13 protein-coding genes and 1 pseudogene are annotated in these 16098 nt (G+C 73.2%); 3 read left to right on the top strand and 11 right to left on the bottom strand.

All coding sequences use genetic code 11. From position 1 onward, the window contains the following. Positions 1-414: 414 nt before the first annotated feature. Positions 415-1422: a stage II sporulation protein M gene (locus ESG85_RS34235; protein WP_128985069.1), complete on the bottom strand. Its 1008-nt coding sequence runs from the start codon at positions 1420-1422 to the stop codon at positions 415-417. A 132-nt stretch (positions 1423-1554) separates the two neighbouring features. Between ESG85_RS34235 and ESG85_RS34240 the strand changes: the two genes are divergently transcribed. Beyond that, the gene (locus ESG85_RS34240; protein WP_181019192.1) at positions 1555-2598 is read left to right on the top strand and encodes an RDD family protein; all 1044 of its coding nucleotides are present in this window, start codon (positions 1555-1557) and stop codon (positions 2596-2598) included. A gap of 55 nt (positions 2599-2653) precedes the next feature. On the opposite strand, the gene ESG85_RS34245 is transcribed toward ESG85_RS34240, so the two are convergent. Together ESG85_RS34245 and ahcY are read right to left on the bottom strand one after the other, a co-directional pair. Continuing rightward, positions 2654-3265 carry a hypothetical protein gene (locus tag ESG85_RS34245; protein ID WP_128985070.1) on the bottom strand — a complete coding sequence of 204 codons (612 nt, stop codon included), beginning with the start codon at positions 3263-3265 and terminating at the stop codon, positions 2654-2656. 192 nt (positions 3266-3457) lie between these two features. Beyond that, on the bottom strand, positions 3458-4912 hold the full coding sequence (gene ahcY / locus ESG85_RS34250) for an adenosylhomocysteinase (protein ID WP_128985071.1): 1455 nt from the start codon (positions 4910-4912) through the stop codon (positions 3458-3460). Between the two features lie 439 nt (positions 4913-5351). Here ahcY and lepB point away from each other — a divergent pair, with 439 nt between their 5' ends. Then, positions 5352-6287, top strand: a complete 936-nt coding sequence (gene lepB, locus ESG85_RS36735; protein WP_181019193.1) for a signal peptidase I — start codon at positions 5352-5354, stop codon at positions 6285-6287. A 67-nt stretch (positions 6288-6354) separates the two neighbouring features. On the opposite strand, the gene ESG85_RS34260 is transcribed toward lepB, so the two are convergent. The 6 genes from ESG85_RS34260 to ESG85_RS34285 form a co-directional block, all read right to left on the bottom strand. Continuing rightward, positions 6355-7293 carry a cation diffusion facilitator family transporter gene (locus tag ESG85_RS34260; RefSeq protein ID WP_128985072.1) on the bottom strand — a complete coding sequence of 313 codons (939 nt, stop codon included), beginning with the start codon at positions 7291-7293 and terminating at the stop codon, positions 6355-6357. 66 nt (positions 7294-7359) lie between these two features. Further along, entirely contained in the window at positions 7360-8514 is a 1155-nt protein-coding gene (gene manA / locus ESG85_RS34265) for a mannose-6-phosphate isomerase, class I (protein WP_128985073.1), read from the bottom strand. A gap of 416 nt (positions 8515-8930) precedes the next feature. Next, positions 8931-10085 (bottom strand): SIS domain-containing protein, encoded by a 1155-nt coding sequence (locus tag ESG85_RS34270; protein WP_128985074.1) that lies wholly within the window; start codon positions 10083-10085, stop codon positions 8931-8933. 237 nt (positions 10086-10322) lie between these two features. Beyond that, a complete protein-coding gene (locus ESG85_RS34275; RefSeq protein ID WP_128985075.1) occupies positions 10323-10505 on the bottom strand; it encodes a Trm112 family protein in 183 nt (60 codons plus the stop codon). Positions 10506-11133: 628 nt separating this feature from the next. Further along, the gene (locus tag ESG85_RS34280) at positions 11134-12495 is read right to left on the bottom strand and encodes a phosphomannomutase/phosphoglucomutase (RefSeq protein ID WP_128985076.1); all 1362 of its coding nucleotides are present in this window, start codon (positions 12493-12495) and stop codon (positions 11134-11136) included. Between the two features lie 317 nt (positions 12496-12812). Beyond that, a complete protein-coding gene (locus tag ESG85_RS34285) occupies positions 12813-13208 on the bottom strand; it encodes a DUF3499 domain-containing protein (protein ID WP_181019194.1) in 396 nt (131 codons plus the stop codon). Positions 13209-13564: 356 nt separating this feature from the next. On the opposite strand from ESG85_RS34285, the gene ESG85_RS34290 reads away from it, so the two are divergent. Continuing rightward, positions 13565-13981, top strand: a complete 417-nt coding sequence (locus tag ESG85_RS34290) for a metallopeptidase family protein (protein WP_128985081.1) — start codon at positions 13565-13567, stop codon at positions 13979-13981. A gap of 105 nt (positions 13982-14086) precedes the next feature. Here the strand turns inward: ESG85_RS34290 and ESG85_RS34295 are convergent, their stop codons facing one another. Both ESG85_RS34295 and ESG85_RS35245 read right to left on the bottom strand, forming a co-directional pair. Then, the gene (locus tag ESG85_RS34295; RefSeq protein ID WP_128985077.1) at positions 14087-15616 is read right to left on the bottom strand and encodes a DUF5719 family protein; all 1530 of its coding nucleotides are present in this window, start codon (positions 15614-15616) and stop codon (positions 14087-14089) included. Beyond that, positions 15613-16098 (bottom strand): annotated as a pseudogene (locus ESG85_RS35245) (hypothetical protein); the annotation flags it as partial. The gene ESG85_RS34295 and the pseudogene ESG85_RS35245, both read right to left, overlap by 4 nt.

Genomic DNA, 16098 nt, shown 5'->3' on the forward strand with positions numbered 1-16098 from the left:
CGGACGCTTCCTTCGTACTCACCCTCGCGGGCTTTCCTCCGGGCGCTTCCTTCGTTCTTGCGTTTCCGACTCTATCAGATCTTTTCGATCCGATTTCCTCGGTGCTTTCCGGTCTCGATTTCGACTTTCGTCTTTTCCGAGGCCTTCCGGCGTGTTTCCGACTTTATCAGATTCATTTCCGTCGACCTAATCGGCGACTTCGTGATTCGGATAAGGAATCGGGGGCGGCTCCGTCGTCATCGAACGCTTTCGCGGTTCTCGACCGAAGCGAGAGAGAGTCTAACTCCTTGCCCTTGAGCTTGTCCAGCTCCAGGCAACCGTTTGAATCTACCTCCCCACGCCACCCGTGTCAACGGGTTTTGCGGGCGAAGAGGAGACTAGCAGGTCAGCGGAGTGGTCCGCACATCGACGGGTTCAGGCGGCCGTCGGGAGTTCGGCCGTGCGGTCGGGTTCCGCTACGTCGCCCGTGTCGCCGGCGCGGGCCGCGCGGCCACCGAGGACGTACACGTACACAAGGAATGCCAGCTCAGCGACGATGCCGATGGTGATCCGGGCCCAGGTCGACATGCCCGACGGCGTGACGAAGCCTTCGATCAGGCCGGAGACGAACAGGACCAGGGCGAGGCCGATGGCCATGCCGATCGCCGCACGGCCCTGCTGGGCGAGAGCGGCACGACGGGTCGTGGGCCCCGGGTCGATGACCGTCCAGCCGAGGCGGAGGCCGGTGCCGGCGGCGACGAAGACGGCGGTCAGTTCGAGCAGGCCGTGCGGGAGGATCAGCCCCAGGAAGACGTCCAGGCGGCCCGCGGAGGCCATGAGACCGATGCCGATGCCGACGTTCAGCATGTTGGCGAAGAGGATCAGCAGCACCGGGATGCCGAGGAACGCGCCGAGGACCAGGCACATGGCGGCGGCCTGCGCGTTGTTCGTCCAGACCGCCGCGGAGAAGGACGCCGCCGGATGGCTGGAGTAGTACGTCTCGTACTGCCCGCCGGGGCGGGTCATCTCGCGGAGTTCGGCCGGCGCGCCGAGTGCGGACTGGACCTCCGGGTGGACGCCGATCCACCAGCCGATGAGGGCGGCGAGCAGCGTGGACAGGAGCGCCGTCGGGATCCACCAGTGGCGTGCGCGGTAGACCGCGGCCGGGAAGCCGGCGGTCAGGAACTCCGCCGCGTCGCGCCACGAGGCGCGGCGGGTGCCGGTGACCGTGGCACGGGCGCGCGCGATCAGCTGGGTGAGCCGGGCCGTGAGCATCGGGTCCGGGGCGCTCGACGTGATCAGCGAGAGATGGGTCGCGGTGCGCTGGTAGAGGGCGACGAGTTCGTCGGCCTCGGCGCCGGTGAGGCGGCGGCCGCGGCGCAGCAGATGGTCGAGGCGGTCCCACTCTGCTCGGTGGGCGGTGACGAAGACGTCGAGGTCCATGGTCGGCTGCTGCTCCAGGCACTGGGTGCGTACGGGTCCGTACTACTGCGGCGCGCTGCGGGCCAGCTTGGCAGACTGGCGTTCGGATCGGGTCCGTCAGGTCGAAGGTCGGGTGGGAGAAGGGTGGGAGCCGTGAGCGGGGTGGTGACGGGGGATGCCGTCCGTCTGGGACTGCAGCCGGCGCGGCTGCCGAGCCGGGCGCTGGCGTTGCTGATCGATCTCGTCGTCGTGTGGGCGGCGTATCTGCTGATCACCCTGGGGTTGGCGGCCGCCACGGCTTCGCTCGACGAAGCCGCGGCCCGGGCGCTGGCCATCGCGTCCTTCCTCCTGGTCCTGGTTGGTGCGCCGATAGCCGTGGAGACGCTGTCGCACGGGCGGTCGCTGGGGAAGCTGGCCTTCGGGCTGCGGGTGGTGCGGGAGGACGGCGGACCCATCCGCTTCCGGCACGCGCTCATGCGCGGCGCGATGGGCGTCGTGGAGATCCTGATGACCTTCGGGGCCGTCGCGTGCATCGCGTCGCTGGCGTCGGAGCGAGGCCGACGGCTCGGCGACGTGTTCGCCGGGACGCTGGTGGTGCGCGAGCGGGTGGCCTCGGGCGCGGGCATGGCGGTGCCGCCTCCTCCGCCGTGGCTGGTCGGCCGGTTCGCGGGGCTCGACCTGTCGGCCGTGCCGGACGGGCTGTGGCTGGAGATACGGCAGTACTTGACGCGGATGCGGCAGCTGGACCCGGCGATCGGGCAGCGGCTCGCGGAACGGCTGGCCGGCGAGCTCGTGGCGAGCACCGGAACGCCTCCACCGCCGGGCGTACCGGCCGCGGCGTACCTGGCGGGTGTGGTGGCCGAGCGGCAGGCGAGGGATGCCCGGAGGGCGTTCGCGGCGGGACCGGCGGGCGGTGCCGGGGTTCCAGGGGCGACGCCGGCGACGCCGGCGGCCAAGGCAGACGGCGGGACCTGGGCGACCGGGGCGACCGGGGCCACCGCTGGGACCGGGAGCGCCGGGGTGGCCGGGAGCGCCGGGGTGGCCCGGGCTGCCTGGGCCCCGGTGGCAGGATCGGACGCCGCCGCCGCTCCCGCTGGTGCTCCCGCTGCCGCTGCTGCTCCTGCTCCTGCTCCTACTCCTGCTCCTACGGCTTCCCCCTCCGCCCCTGCCTCGACCGGGTTCGCGCCGCCCGCCTGAGCGGGCTCCGGCGGCGCGGACGGGGCGGGGCGGGGCGAGCGGGGGCCGGGTCGTCTCAGAAGAGGTTCGGTGGGGATTCGAGGTCTTCGAGTTCGATGCCGGGGGCCGAGAGAACCACGTCGCCGGCGAGGTGGACGGTGTGCCGCTCGCCCGTGTCCAGGGCGCTGACCTGGTACTCGTCCACGGTCAGGGGGCCGTTGTCAGTGGCGTGCGCTTCACTCTTCACCAGGGCCCAGGACTGGTCGACCGTCAGGGGGGCGAGGACGGGATCCGTGAAGGCGACGAGCCGGACGCGGGTCTCCGGGGAATCGGGGGTGAGGCGCAGGAGTCGGGAGATCGCGACGAGGAACGCCGGGGACGTGCCGGTGAAGGCGTGGGCGCGCACATTGCCTTCGCTGGGGTGGGTTCCGGTGGGGTCGGTACGGACCCAGGTGACGCCGTCGAGGGCGGCGCCGCGTACTTGCCAGTGCGCGGCGTGGAGTTCGAGGCGGATGGGGCGGCCCAGGTCGTCGATGGCCAGGTCGACGGATCCGGTCGGGTCGCCCGAGGGGGTGGTGGTCCGTGAGACGTAGCGCCAGCCGGAGGGGCCGGGCGCGCAGTGGAAGTGCTCTTCACCGAGGGAGGTGTGATCGTGCGGATCGTAGAGCGAATAGCGGCCGCGGGGCATGGGTCCTCGGGGTGCGTCCTGGAGCGGTAGGTACGGGCTGGGTCGCGGACGCGGAACGAGGCAGGCCCCCGGCACGGGGGTGCGGGGGCCTGTCTGTTCCGCTACGGGTCCCGTGGACGGCGGGTGGGTGTCGGCCTGGGCCGATCGCCCCGCCCGCCGGTCCGGGATCAGTGTCCGGCGATCAGTAGGTGATCAGTAGCGGTAGTGGTCCGGCTTGTACGGGCCCTCGACCTTGACGCCGATGTACTCGGCCTGCTCCGGGCGGAGGGTCGTCAGCTTGACGCCGAGGGCGTCGAGGTGGAGACGGGCGACCTTCTCGTCCAGGTGCTTCGGGAGCACGTAGACGTCCGTCGGGTACTCCTCCGGCTTGGTGAAGAGCTCGATCTGGGCCAGGGTCTGGTCCGCGAAGGAGTTCGACATCACGAAGGACGGGTGTCCGGTGGCGTTGCCCAGGTTGAGCAGCCGGCCCTCGGACAGCACGATCAGGACCTTGCCGTCCGGGAAGGTCCAGGTGTGGACCTGCGGCTTGACCTCGTCCTTGACGACGCCCGGGATCCTGGCCAGGCCGGCCATGTCGATCTCGTTGTCGAAGTGACCGATGTTGCCCACGATGGCCTGGTGCTTCATCTTGGCCATGTCGGCGGCCATGATGATGTCCTTGTTGCCGGTCGTGGTGATGAAGATGTCGGCCGTCTCGACGACCTCGTCGAGGGTCGTGACCTGGTAGCCGTCCATCGCGGCCTGCAGAGCGCAGATCGGGTCGATCTCGGTGACGATCACACGGGCGCCCTGGCCGCGCAGGGACTCGGCGCAGCCCTTGCCCACGTCGCCGTAGCCGCAGACCACGGCGGTCTTGCCGCCGATGAGGACGTCGGTGGCGCGGTTGATGCCGTCGATCAGGGAGTGGCGGCAGCCGTACTTGTTGTCGAACTTCGACTTCGTGACGGCGTCGTTCACGTTGATCGCCGGGAAGAGGAGGGTGCCGGCCTGCATCATCTCGTACAGGCGGTGGACACCGGTGGTGGTCTCCTCGGTCACGCCGCGGATCTCGGACGCCAGCTGCGTCCACTTCTGCGGGCTCTCGGCGAGCGTGCGGTTGAGGAGACGGAGGATGTAGCCGTACTCCTCGCTGTCCGCGGTGGACGGGTCCGGGGCCGAGCCGGCCTTCTCGAACTCGACGCCCTTGTGGACGAGGAGGGTGGCGTCACCACCGTCGTCGAGGATCATGTTCGGGCCGCCGGTGGGCGTGTTCGGCCAGGTCAGGGCCTGCTCCGTGCACCACCAGTACTCCTCGAGCGTCTCGCCCTTCCAGGCGAAGACCGGGACGCCCTGCGGGTTCTCCGGGGTGCCGTTGGGGCCGACGGCGATGGCCGCGGCGGCGTGGTCCTGGGTGGAGAAGATGTTGCAGGAGGCCCAGCGGACCTCGGCGCCGAGGGCGACCAGGGTCTCGATGAGGACGGCGGTCTGCACGGTCATGTGCAGGGAGCCGGTGATCCGGGCGCCGGCCAGCGGCTGGGACTCGGCGTACTCGCGGCGGATCGACATCAGGCCGGGCATCTCGTGCTCGGCGAGGGTGATCTCCTTGCGGCCGAACGCGGCCAGGGAGAGGTCGGCGACCTTGAAGTCGTGCGTGGCGACAGTCGTCATGACTGGAGCTGCTCCTCGTCAATCGGGTTCGAGGGGTCGAGTGGGCACCTGGCACCGCGGCTGTGGGCGACGTGGGCATACGAATGCCCGGGTGCTCCCCGCATGGGTCCGCGGTGCAGTCGTCGGAGGCCCTCTCTCCCTCGGCCGGTCCACGTACGGACCGCCCGACCGCCATCAGCAGCGACGTCTGGCTGGTCACGAATCTACACCGATCGGCGCAGCGACCCACAGTCCGTCCGGCGCGGAACCCGTCCGGAATACGGCCGGATATGTGCTCGACACACGGGTTTGGGGTCCCCGCATCCGGGGTGTCCCGGACCTTTGCCGCCGTATGCGCGGCGGCGGGGCGGTGCGATGGCCCGGCCGTCCCGGGGTCTCGTCCGGTCTCGTCCGGCTCACGCCTCTATCGTTCGGGCCGGACGACCGAGAGGGCTGAGGGATGAGAGCGGGGCGGGGACTGCGGATCACCGGCGCGGTGCTGCTGGCACTGGGCGCGGTGCTGATGGTCTGCGGATGGGTGCTGAGGGACATGTACCCCGGCCACCGCGTGCCGTCGGAGGCGATGCGGCCCACCTACGAGCCGGGCGACATGCTCTTCGCCGAGAGCGTCGAACCGTCGGAGGTACGGCGCGGCGACATCGTGCTCGTCTCCGTTCCGGAGTGGCTCCCGGGCGACGGCGAGGGCGATCTTCTCCTGATGCGGGTGATCGGGGTCGGCGGCGACCGGGTCAGGGCCGACGAGCGGCAGGTGTTCGTCAACGAGCGGCCGCTCTCGGAGCCGTACGTGCTCGGGGGCGATCCGGTCGCGGGCTTGCCGTTCGAACAGGTCGAGATCCCGGAGGGGCGGCTGTTCCTGCTCGGCGACAACCGGGGCAACTCGTTCGACTCGCGTTTCCGGCGGGAGCCCGGGGACGGGACGGCCGGGACGGTGCCGGTCGCGGCCGTACGGGAACGGGCGATCGACAGTCCGGTCGGCGCGGTCGCTGCCCTGGCCGGGTTCTTCGGGGGCGCGGTCGTGCTGTTCGTCGGGTTCGGTCTGGGCCTCGGCGGGTGGCTGACCGGCCGCCGGCCCGCCCGCCGCAACGGTCCTGGTGCACCTGGCGCACCTGGCGCCCCGTACGACCGTGGCGATCCGAGCGGCCCTGGCGCCCCCGGCGGCCCGCACGGCCCTGGCGCCTCATACGGCCCTGGCGCCTCGGGCGCCCCTTCCGCGTGCGTCCGGCCCCAGGCGGAGCCGACCAGGTCCGCCGGGCCGGCCGCGCCTGCCGGGACCGCCGGGCCGACCGGGACCGCCGCGCCGGCGGGGCCTGCCGGGCCGGTCGGGCCGGTCGGCCCGGCAGGCCCGACCGGTTCGGGGCCTGCGGCTCAGCCCTGAGGGCGCGTGACATGGGGAGGCCCCGGGCTGACGTGCGTCAGGCCCGGGGCCTCCCCATGTCCGGCGGTCAGGCGTCCTTGGCGCCGGCGGCCGCCTTCTCGCTGTAGATGTCCGGCTCCAGGTAGATCACCCGGGCGATCGGGACGGCGGCGCGGATGCGCTCCTCGGCCGCGTCGATCGCGCGCGCCACCTCGGAGGCGGTGTCGTCGTGCTGGACGGCGATCTTGGCCGCGACCAGGAGCTCCTCCGGGCCGAGGTGGAGGGTGCGCATGTGGATGAGGCGGGTGACGGTGTCGCCGTCGACGATCGCCGCCTCGATCTTCTTCACCTCGTCGACGCCGGCGGCCTCGCCGAGCAGCAGCGACTTCGTCTCGGCGGCGAGGACGATCGCGATGAGGACGAGCAGGACACCGATGCAGACGGTGCCGATGCCGTCCCAGACGCCGTTGCCGGTGGCCAGCGCCAGGCCGACGCCGCCGAGGGCGAGGACGAGGCCGACGAGGGCGCCGAGGTCCTCGAGGAGGACGACGGGCAGCTCGGGGGCCTTCGCCCGGCGCACGAACTCCGTCCACGACAGCCCGCCGCGGATCTCGTTCGACTCCTTGATCGCGGTGCGGAAGGAGAAGCTCTCCGCGATGATCGCGAAGACGAGGACGCCGACCGGCCAGTACCAGGCCTCGATCGGGTGCGGGTGCTTGATCTTCTCGTAGCCCTCGTAGATGGCGAACATGCCACCGACCGAGAAGAGCACGATCGAGACGAGGAAGGCGTAGATGTAGCGCTCGCGGCCGTAGCCGAAGGGGTGCTGCGGGGTGGCCTCGCGCTGGGCGCGCTTGCCGCCGAGCAGCAGCAGTCCCTGGTTGCCGGAGTCGGCGAGCGAGTGGACGCTTTCGGCCAGCATCGAGGACGAACCACTGAAGAGGAACGCCACGAACTTGGCTGCGGCGATCGCGAGATTGGCGGCGAGCGCCGCCACGATCGCCTTGGTTCCGCCTGACGCGCTCATGGGTCTGTGGGTTCCCTTCGTCGGTTCGCAGCGCCGTCCGCCGCTGTACGGCGGGTCATTCTCGCATCAGCCCGCCACGACGGTGGCGCGGAAGACCGTACCCGCACCGGACAGTTCGATCTTTTCTCCCGCCGGTACGAAGACGGACTCGCCCTGCGCGAGGGTGAGGTCACCCGCCTTCGGGCGACCGGCGACGGCGAGCAGGATCTGCGGCGTCGGTGCGGTGAGATCGGTCGGGGCGGCGCCCTCGGCCCGTACGAACCGGGACAGGCGGAACTCGTCGATGGGGGTGTCGTAGACCTCCTCGCCCGACGGGGAGGCCTCGGGGCGCAGGATGCCCGGTTCGGTCGGCTCGAAGCGGACGACGCGGAGCAGTTCGGGGACGTCGACGTGCTTGGGCGTGAGCCCGCAGCGGAGCACGTTGTCGGAATTGGCCATGATCTCGACGCCGAGACCGTCGACATAGGCGTGCGGGACGCCGGCGCCCAGGTAGAGGGCCTCGCCGGGCTGGAGCGTGACCGGGTTGAGCAGCATCGCGGCCAGCACACCGGGGTCGTGGGGGAAGTGGTGGGCGAGCTGCGCGTACGGGGCGTGGGCGCCGCCCAGTCGGGCGGCGGCGTGCGCAGCCTCGGCGACGGTGTGGGCCATCGCGTCGTGGTCGGCGGTCAGCAGCGCGGTCAGGACCTCGCGCAGCGCGGCCTCTTCGGGGTGGGCGTGGAGGAGGTCGACGTACGGCTTGAGGGAGTCGACGTCGAGCGCAGCCATGGTGCCGGCGGCCTCGACGGGATCGCGGAAGCCGCACATGCCGTGGAACGGCGTGAGCGCGCAGATGAGTTCGGGCTTGTGGTGGGGGTCCTTGTAGTTGCGCTCCGGCGCGTCGAGCGGGATGCCCGCGGCCTCCTCGGCGGCGAAGCCCTCGCGCGCCTGGGCGAGGTCGGGATGGACCTGGAGCGAGAGCGGCGCGCCGGCGGCCAGCACCTTGAACAGGAACGGCAGCCGTGGGCCGAACTTCTCGACGGTGGCCGGGCCGAGTTCGCGTACTGGATCGGCGTCGATGACCTCGTTGAGGGGACCGCGGTCGGTGCCGGACGGGGCGCCGGGGTGGGCGCCCATCCACAGCTCGGCCTGGGGCTGCCCGGTGGGGGCAACGCCGAGGAGTTGCGGGATGGCCGTCGTCGACCCCCAGGCGTACGGACGGACGGTGTTGACGAGGCGGTCCATGGGGCATCCAGCTCTTTCCGGTGCGGGGTGGGGGTTCGAAGGTGTCCTCGTGGTTGATCGGCCCGCCGTCGTTGGAGGAGCCGCTTCGGCAGGAGATCTGCCGTGGCCAGGGGGGTGGGGTGCGAGGTGGGGGATGTGGGGTGCGGGATGTGGGGTTACGGGGTGCGGTGTTACGGGACGCGGGGCGGGTCGGACGTCGGGGGTGCCTGGCGGAGGTGCTGAGGGGCCCGCCGGGAAGCCCGGGCCCGAAACCCGTGTGCGGGCCCGGGTCCGGCCCGGGTCCGAAGCCCCGCGTGCGGGGCCCGGTCCGATCCGAGTCCGAGGCCCCGCGGGCGGGGCCCGGGTCCAGTCCGGGCCCGGGTCCAGTCCGGGTCCGGTTCGGTCCGGGTCCCGGGGGGTTTCCGTGGTTCTCGGGGCTATTCCGGGGCTCGGCTCGCGGCGGCGAGGGACAGGTACACGGCGGCGAAGTCGGTGACGGCGAGGAGTTCCGCCAGGTTCTCCAGCGGGCTGCCCTCCTCCGGCTCCAGTTCGCTGATCGCCGTGTCGTGGCCCAGGGCGAGTTCGCGGGCGGCCGGGGCGGCGCTCAGGACGTTGCCCTCGGCCGGGCGGTCGCGGAGGAGGACGACACGGGCCCGCAGGGCCTGCGGTTCCTCGACGCGGTCCCGGAAGAAGTCGTCGGGGTCCGCGCCGGCCGCGTAGTCCCCGGCCAGCAGCATGCCGTGCGCCGGCAGCGCCTCCGGCAGCTCCGCCGCGAGCGCGGGCAGGCCCGCGAGTTCGGCGAGGACCGCGGCGAACCGGCGGCCGGCCGGGCCGGCGGCATCGCCCTCGGTCCAGACGAGCGGCAGCGAGTCGGCGAGCTCGGCGGCCAGCGTCTTCGCCGGGTTGCCGTACGTGGCGATGGCCGGGCCGCAGCGCTCCGCCGTACGGTCCAGGCGGTCCGCCACCTGCTCCAGCTCTTCCGGCGGGGCCTCGACCAGGCCCACCCGGTCCAGCAGCGCGAGCAGCGGCGTGAACAGCGCCCACAGGTCGCCGGGGCTCGCGGCGAGGGACTCCGCGTACTCCTCGGCGGTCTCGTGTGGCGCCAGTGCCATCGGTACGAGCAGGCCGCGCGAACCGCTCAGCGTCTCGGAGAGCGGGGAGCCCTTCGGCGCGACGGCGACGACGGTGATGCCGCGGCGGTACGCCTGCTCCGCGAGGAGCGCGAGGCCCGGCTCCGAGCCGTCCGTCGTCGGGATGAGCAGCAGGTCCACCGAGCCCGCCCAGCCTGGCAGGGCCCAGCGCAGCGCGCCGGCCGCCGGGGCGACGCCGGTGGGCTGGAGGCGGATCACCGGTGCCGCGGCACCGGCGAGGGCGCCCACCAGGTCGGCGACGCCGGCGGCGGCGGTGCCGGGGCCCGCGACGAGGACGGCGCGCGGGCGGCCCTCGGGGCGGAGTGCCGAGATGCCGGCCTCGGCGGCGTGCCGGGCGGCGGTCCTCACCCGCGCGCCCGCCTCGGCGGCACCGCGGAGCAGGCCGCGGCGGTCGGCGAGGGCGAGGGCGTCCGGTGCGTCGAGGAGGGTCTCGTCGAGCATGTGGCGGGCCTCCGGTCGTCGGGGTCGTCGGAGTCGTCGGAGTGGGCCGGGGGAGGGGCGGGTGGGCCGGGCGGGGCGGGACGGCGGGGCCGTGGGCCCGTGGGCCCGTGGGGTACGCGGCGGGCTGCCGCGTCCGCCTCGCGTTCCGGCGGGGGTACGGCCCCGGTGCGGGGCGCCCACGCGGGTGCGGCCGCGGCGCGCGAGGCGCGGGCGGGCGCGGGCGGGCGCTCGGCGCGGCTACTCGGGGCGGCGGGCCTCGTCGACCAGCAGGACCGGGATGCCGTCGCGGACCGGGTACGCGAGGCCACAGTCCGTGGAGGTGCAGACGAGCTCCGGGGTCTCCTCCGCCGTCCGGTCGTTCAGCGGGGCGTGGCAGGCCGGGCAGGCCAGGATCTCCAGGAGGCCGGCTTCGAGCGGCATGGGTGGTCCCTTCGGACGGTTCGGGTGGTACGTGCGGGCCGTCGCCGCCGCGGGGTGGCGGGGCCGGTACGTACGACGGTCTCGGGCCAGGTCAGCCTACCGCCGGGCTGCGGGCGGCGCGCCCGGCGCCGAGCGTCGGGCGGGGCGGGCGCGGTGTGAACGGCGCGGCGCCCCGGGGGTGGCGGGCAGGCGCAGGGGCGGAACGCGCCCGCAAGGGCGCCGTCCCGTGTGCCCACCCGTCCCGCCCCAGCGGGACGAATGCCCACACGGAGGTACGACCACGGCACCGCCCCACCAGGCGCGGGCCCCACACGCGGCCTACGAACACGGCACCGCCCACCAAGCGCGGGTCCCACCCAGAGGTCCAGCAGCCCACCGCCCCACCCCACGCGCGCCACACGAAGAGGCACGACCACAGGCACCGCCCCACCAAGCACAGGCCCACACGAAGAAGGCACGACCACGGGCACCGCCCCACCCAAGCGCGGGCGCCACACAGAGGTCCAGCAACGCACCGCCCCACCCCACGCGCGCCACGCGCGACTGCGGTGCCGGTCCGCCTGGTGCGGGTGCGGACGGCGGAGGCCCGCCTCGATGGGCGGGCCTCCGGGCGGGTTCCGTTGGTGGGTCAGGCGCGGACCAGGGCGAGGACCTCGTCGCGGAGGGTCTGCATGCCCTCGGTGTCGCGGGCCTCGATGTTCAGGCGGAGGAGGGGCTCCGTGTTGGAGGCGCGGAGGTTGAACCACCAGTCGGCCGACGTGATCGTCAGGCCGTCCAGCTCGTCCAGGGTGACGCCCTCGCGGCCGGCGAAGGCGGCCTTCACCGCCGCCAGGCGGGCGGTCTGGTCGGCGACGGTCGAGTTGATCTCGCCGGAGGAGACGTAGCGGTCGTAGGCCGCCACCAGGCCGGACAGGGGGCCGTCCTGGCCGCCGAGCGCCGCGAGGACGTGGAGCGCGGCGAGCATGCCCGTGTCCGCGTTCCAGAAGTCCTTGAAGTAGTAGTGGGCGGAGTGCTCGCCGCCGAAGATCGCGCCGGTCTTCGCCATCTCCTCCTTGATGAAGGAGTGGCCGACGCGCGTACGGACCGGCGTGCCGCCGTTCTCGCGCACGACCTCCGGGACGGACCACGACGTGATCAGGTTGTGGATGACCGTACCGCCGGGGTTCTTCGCCAGCTCGCGCGCCGCGACCAGCGCGGTGATCGCGGACGGCGAGACCGGCTCGCCCCGCTCGTCCACGACGAAGCAGCGGTCCGCGTCGCCGTCGAAGGCCAGACCGAGGTCGGCGCCCTCGGCACGCACACGGGCCTGGAGGTCGACGATGTTCTTCGGGTCGAGCGGGTTGGCCTCGTGGTTCGGGAAGGTGCCGTCCAGTTCGAAGTACATCGGCACCACGGTCAGCGGCAGCCCGTCGAGCACGGTCGGGACGGTGTGGCCGCCCATGCCGTTGCCCGCGTCCACCACGACCTTCAGCGGGCGGATGGCCGCGAGGTCGACCAGCGAGAGGAGGTGGGCCGCGTAGTCCTCCAGCGTCTCGCGCTCCGTGACCGCGCCCGGCTTCGCCGCCGGCTCCGGTGCGCCCTCCTCCGACCAGCGCTCGACCAGCTCGCGGATGTCCGACAGGCCGGTGTCCTGGCCGACGGGGGCGGCGCCCGCGCGGCACATCTTGATGCCGTTGTACTGGGCCGGGTTGTGCGAGGCCGTGAACATCGCGCCGGGGAGGTTCAGCCTGCCCGACGCGAAGTACAGCTGGTCGGTCGAGCACAGGCCGATCATCGTGACGTCGGCGCCGAGGCGGGCGGCGCCGCGCGCGAAGGCGGCGGCGAGGCCGGGCGAGGAGGGGCGCATGTCGTGGCCGATGACGATCGCGTCGGCGTCCACGACGCGGACGAACGCGGCGCCGAACAGCTCGGCCAGGGTCTCGTCCCACTGATCCGGCACCACCCCGCGGACGTCGTACGCCTTCACGATCTGCGACAGATCAGCAGCCACGGATCAACCCTCCTGAAAGTCTCGGCAACACCACTCCCGACGCACGGATGAGGCGCGCGCACGGACCGCCCAAACTACCCGGGAGGGGACCTTGATCAGTCCTCGGGCTCTCCGGTCGCCCTCGGGTACGTCGAGATCCGGACTCGGTCACGCCCCGCTCCCGCCCCGCTCCCGCCCCGCTGTCGCCCAGCTGTCCGGAGCGCGGAGCGCGGAGCGCCGTCGGTGTCCGGAACGCGGAGCGCGTAGGTGTCCGGAGCGCGGAGCGCCACAGTGGTCCGGAGACCGGAGCGCGCCGGCTGTCCGGCGAGCGGCGTGCCCTAGTTGTCCGGGGAGCGCAGCACCCTCAGGTGGCCCCTGCGGCCTACCTCCATCGGGTCGCCGCCGCGGCCCGTGCCGCCGGGCTTGCCGGGGCCGCCCGCGGCCTCCGCCGCGCGTTCCTGGGGGCGGGCCGCCTCCCGTACCGCGTTGGCGAGGGCTTCGAGGTCGTCACCGCTGGGGCGGGTCGGGGTGGTGCCGTCGGAGAGCCGCACGACCTCCCAGCCGCGCGGGGCGGTGAGGCGCTCGCTGTGCTCGGCGCACAGGTCGTAGCAGTGGGGCTCGGCGTAGGTGGCGAGCGGGCCGAGGACCGCGGTCGAGTCGGCATAGACGTACGTCAGTGTCGCGACGGCAGGGCGGCCGCACGCGGTGCGCGAACAGCGACGTACAGGGCTCACGACGTTGGACGGTACCGCACTCTTGAGCGGGCCGCGACGACTCTCCCCCAGGTCACTCCACCGTGTCGCGGTGTGACGTCCGCCACGGACCGTCTCCGATCGGCCGTTCTGACCTGCGCGAGCGGCGCGTAAGGGGGACGCGGGCGGTACGCGATCCGGACAGTGCCGGGTGGAAAACCGGTCAATCACCGCCAGATGGCCGATCCCGCGAGTCCCGGAAATCGCGCGCCGCCGGGGCCGGAACGGTCGGGTTGCGACAGCGCCGACGGCCGGACGCCACCGTCATGGCCGTCTTTGACCGGTCCGGGAACACCGGGGAGAGTTACGCTGCGTCAGTGACGGACAGCACCCACAGCATGGAAAGCCCGGCGCCGCGCGTGCGTCGCCGCGACCGGCACGGCCGTGGCATGCGGGGACCGGTCGCCCCACCGCAGGTCCCGCTGTCCGCGAGCCGGGCGGACACCTTCCGCGATCTGGTCCTCGACTCGGTGGAGCGGCTCGAGCGGCGCTGGCCGCAGCTCGCGGACGTCGAGTTCATGGTGATGGAGGTCCCTCCCACCCTCTCGAGCGAGTCGGTGGTGCCGCTCGGCGGCTCGACCCCGGCGGAGAAGAACGAGCCGGCCCGCGTCGTCGTCTACCGGCGGCCGGTCGAGATCCGCTCCAAGAGCCGCGACGAGCGCGCGCTCCTCGTCCACGAGGTCGTCGTGGAGCAGGTCGCCGACCTGCTCGGCCTCTCCCCCGAGTCCGTCGACCCGCGGTACGGGGAGAGCTGACGCCTTCCCGCACGGGGTTCCCCCGCAGAGGGTTCCCCGCAGAGGGTTCCCCGCAGGGGGTTCCCCGCAGGGGGTTCCCCGGCAGGGGGTTCCCCCGCCCGCGCCTCAGTCGTCCAAGACCTTCAGGTCCTGCCTCGCCTTCGGCACCTTCACCGTGCTGCGGTCGTCCGTGAGGGTCTGGACGGTGAACATCGGGATGCCGTCCTCCGGCAGTTCCAGCAGGCGCGAGGCGTGCACCGGGCCGCCCGAGACGCGTTCGACGGTCAGCGCGTAGGAGCCCTTGAGGCCGTCGGGGACGGGCGCGGGCAGCGAGGTGGTGGTGCCCGCCTTCACGGTGACCGTCTTCGTGACGGGCGTACCGCCCTGTGTTCCGGCCGAGGCGGTGATCCGCACCTGCGCGGTGGCGCCCGGCGCGGTGAGGGCGAGGGTGGAGCCCTTGGCCCGGTTGTCGGCGACGGTGGCGCGGCCGTCGACCGCGACGGCGGCCGGGATGAACGCGACCTCCTGCTTCTCGCCCTTGCCGCGGACCACGCGGAGCGCGGCGACGACCGGTGTGGCCTTCTTCGGGTCGGACGGGGTGAGGAGCAGCGAGCCGGGCTCGCCGCGGGTGAGGTCGGCCAGGTCGGCCGCGGCGGTCATGCCGGACTTCACGTGCAGCGAGGACGCGCTGGCGGGGACGATCGTGCCGGTCGGGGTGACCAGCTGGACCTTGAGGTCGGCGTCGTCGTCGCCCGGCGCGTACGCCACGAGGCGGACGGAGGTGGCGTCGGCGGGGATGCCGGGCAGCACGGTGGTGGCGGCCGGGTCGGCGGAGGCCGGGAGCCAGTCGCTGCCCGCCGCGTCGTCGGCGGCGCCGACGACGGCGCCGACGCGTCCGCCGCGGGTGGTCACGTGGACGGTGACGTCCTGCTGGGCGGATGCGGTGGTGAGCGGGGAGAGCAGCACCCGGAGGGTGGAGTGGGCGGGGACGTCGATGCCCTTGGTGTCCTGCAGCGCAAGGGCGCCCTCGGGGCCGTACAGCTCGATGTCGGCGGTGACCAGGGTGTCGTCCGGGTTGGTGAGGTGGACGTAGTCCTGGCGCTGCTTGGCGGTGGAGGCGGCCGGGAACCAGAAGTCGGTGTCCGGGGCGGTGCAGGTGACGCCGAGCAGGCCGCGCGCGCCCCCGGCCGGGACGACGGTGGTCTGCTGGACGGTCCAGCCGGGTGCGAGCGTGCCGTTCGCGGTGCCGGTCAGGGCGGGCGCCTCGGCGCCCTTCGCCTCGGCGCCGACGGGGGTGCCGGGCTTGGTGACGGTCGTGGGCGCCTTGGGTGCCTTGGCCTTCTTCGGCGGGGCCTCGCCGGGCACCGGTGCCTCGGGCGCGGGCCTGAGCTCGGCCTTGGCGGACTGCGCCGCCTCCGACTGCGAGCGCTCGCCCGTGGCTCCCTTGGCGGCGGGGGTGTACGAGGTGTACGTGGTCTCCGCGACCTCGGAGCCGCTGGGCGTGGGGCAGAGCAGGCTGGTGCGCTCGACGGGCAGCGACGCGGGGGCCTCCGCGGCCGCGGGCCTCGTGCCGTCGGGCGTGGTCAGGGCGGCGACGCCGGTCACCGCGGCCAGGGTGGCGGCGACGGCGATCAGGGAGAGGGTGGTGCGCTTCACTGGTTGCTGCTCCCGTCGGGACGCTGCTGGTGCTGCCGGTCCTGCTGGTCCTGCTGCTGGTCCTGCTGCTGCCCGTAGCCGTAGGGGTCGTACGTCGTCGTCCCGTACTGGTCGTAGGCCTCGTACGTCTCGTAGGCCTGCTGTGGTTCGTACGACTGCGCCTGCTGTGATTCGTACGCCTGCGCCTGCTGCTGCTCGTAGCCGTGGTGCTGGGCGGCGTACGGGTCGTACTGCTGCTGGGCGTCGTACGACTGCTGCTGCGCGTACGGGTCGTACGCGTACTGCTCCTGGTAGTAGCCCTGCTGGGCCCAGTCCTGCTGGGCCTCGACACCGGGCTGCCCGGCGGCGGGTACGGCAGCGGCCTCGGGTGCGGACGCCGGCTCGGGCGCTGGCCCGGGTACGGGCTCCTGGGCGTAGCCGGGGTCGGTCGCCGGCGCCGGGGGCGGCTCGGTCGGGGCGGCCGCGGCGGCCTCCGCCTCGGC

The organism is Streptomyces roseicoloratus (assembly GCF_004117935.1).
Lineage (GTDB): Bacteria > Actinomycetota > Actinomycetes > Streptomycetales > Streptomycetaceae > Streptomyces > Streptomyces roseicoloratus.

Excerpts from the sequence above, each read along its gene's own strand:
- ESG85_RS34235 (WP_128985069.1), bottom strand. The coding sequence starts at position 1,422 with ATGGACCTCGACGTCTTCGTCACCGCCCACCGAGCAGAGTGGGACCGC.
- ESG85_RS34245 (WP_128985070.1), bottom strand. The coding sequence starts at position 3,265 with ATGCCCCGCGGCCGCTATTCGCTCTACGATCCGCACGATCACACCTCC.
- ahcY (WP_128985071.1), bottom strand. The coding sequence starts at position 4,912 with ATGACGACTGTCGCCACGCACGACTTCAAGGTCGCCGACCTCTCCCTG.
- lepB (WP_181019193.1), top strand. The coding sequence starts at position 5,352 with ATGAGAGCGGGGCGGGGACTGCGGATCACCGGCGCGGTGCTGCTGGCA.
- ESG85_RS34260 (WP_128985072.1), bottom strand. The coding sequence starts at position 7,293 with ATGAGCGCGTCAGGCGGAACCAAGGCGATCGTGGCGGCGCTCGCCGCC.
- manA (WP_128985073.1), bottom strand. The coding sequence starts at position 8,514 with ATGGACCGCCTCGTCAACACCGTCCGTCCGTACGCCTGGGGGTCGACG.
- ESG85_RS34270 (WP_128985074.1), bottom strand. The coding sequence starts at position 10,085 with ATGCTCGACGAGACCCTCCTCGACGCACCGGACGCCCTCGCCCTCGCC.
- ESG85_RS34275 (WP_128985075.1), bottom strand. The coding sequence starts at position 10,505 with ATGCCGCTCGAAGCCGGCCTCCTGGAGATCCTGGCCTGCCCGGCCTGC.
- ESG85_RS34290 (WP_128985081.1), top strand. The coding sequence starts at position 13,565 with ATGGAAAGCCCGGCGCCGCGCGTGCGTCGCCGCGACCGGCACGGCCGT.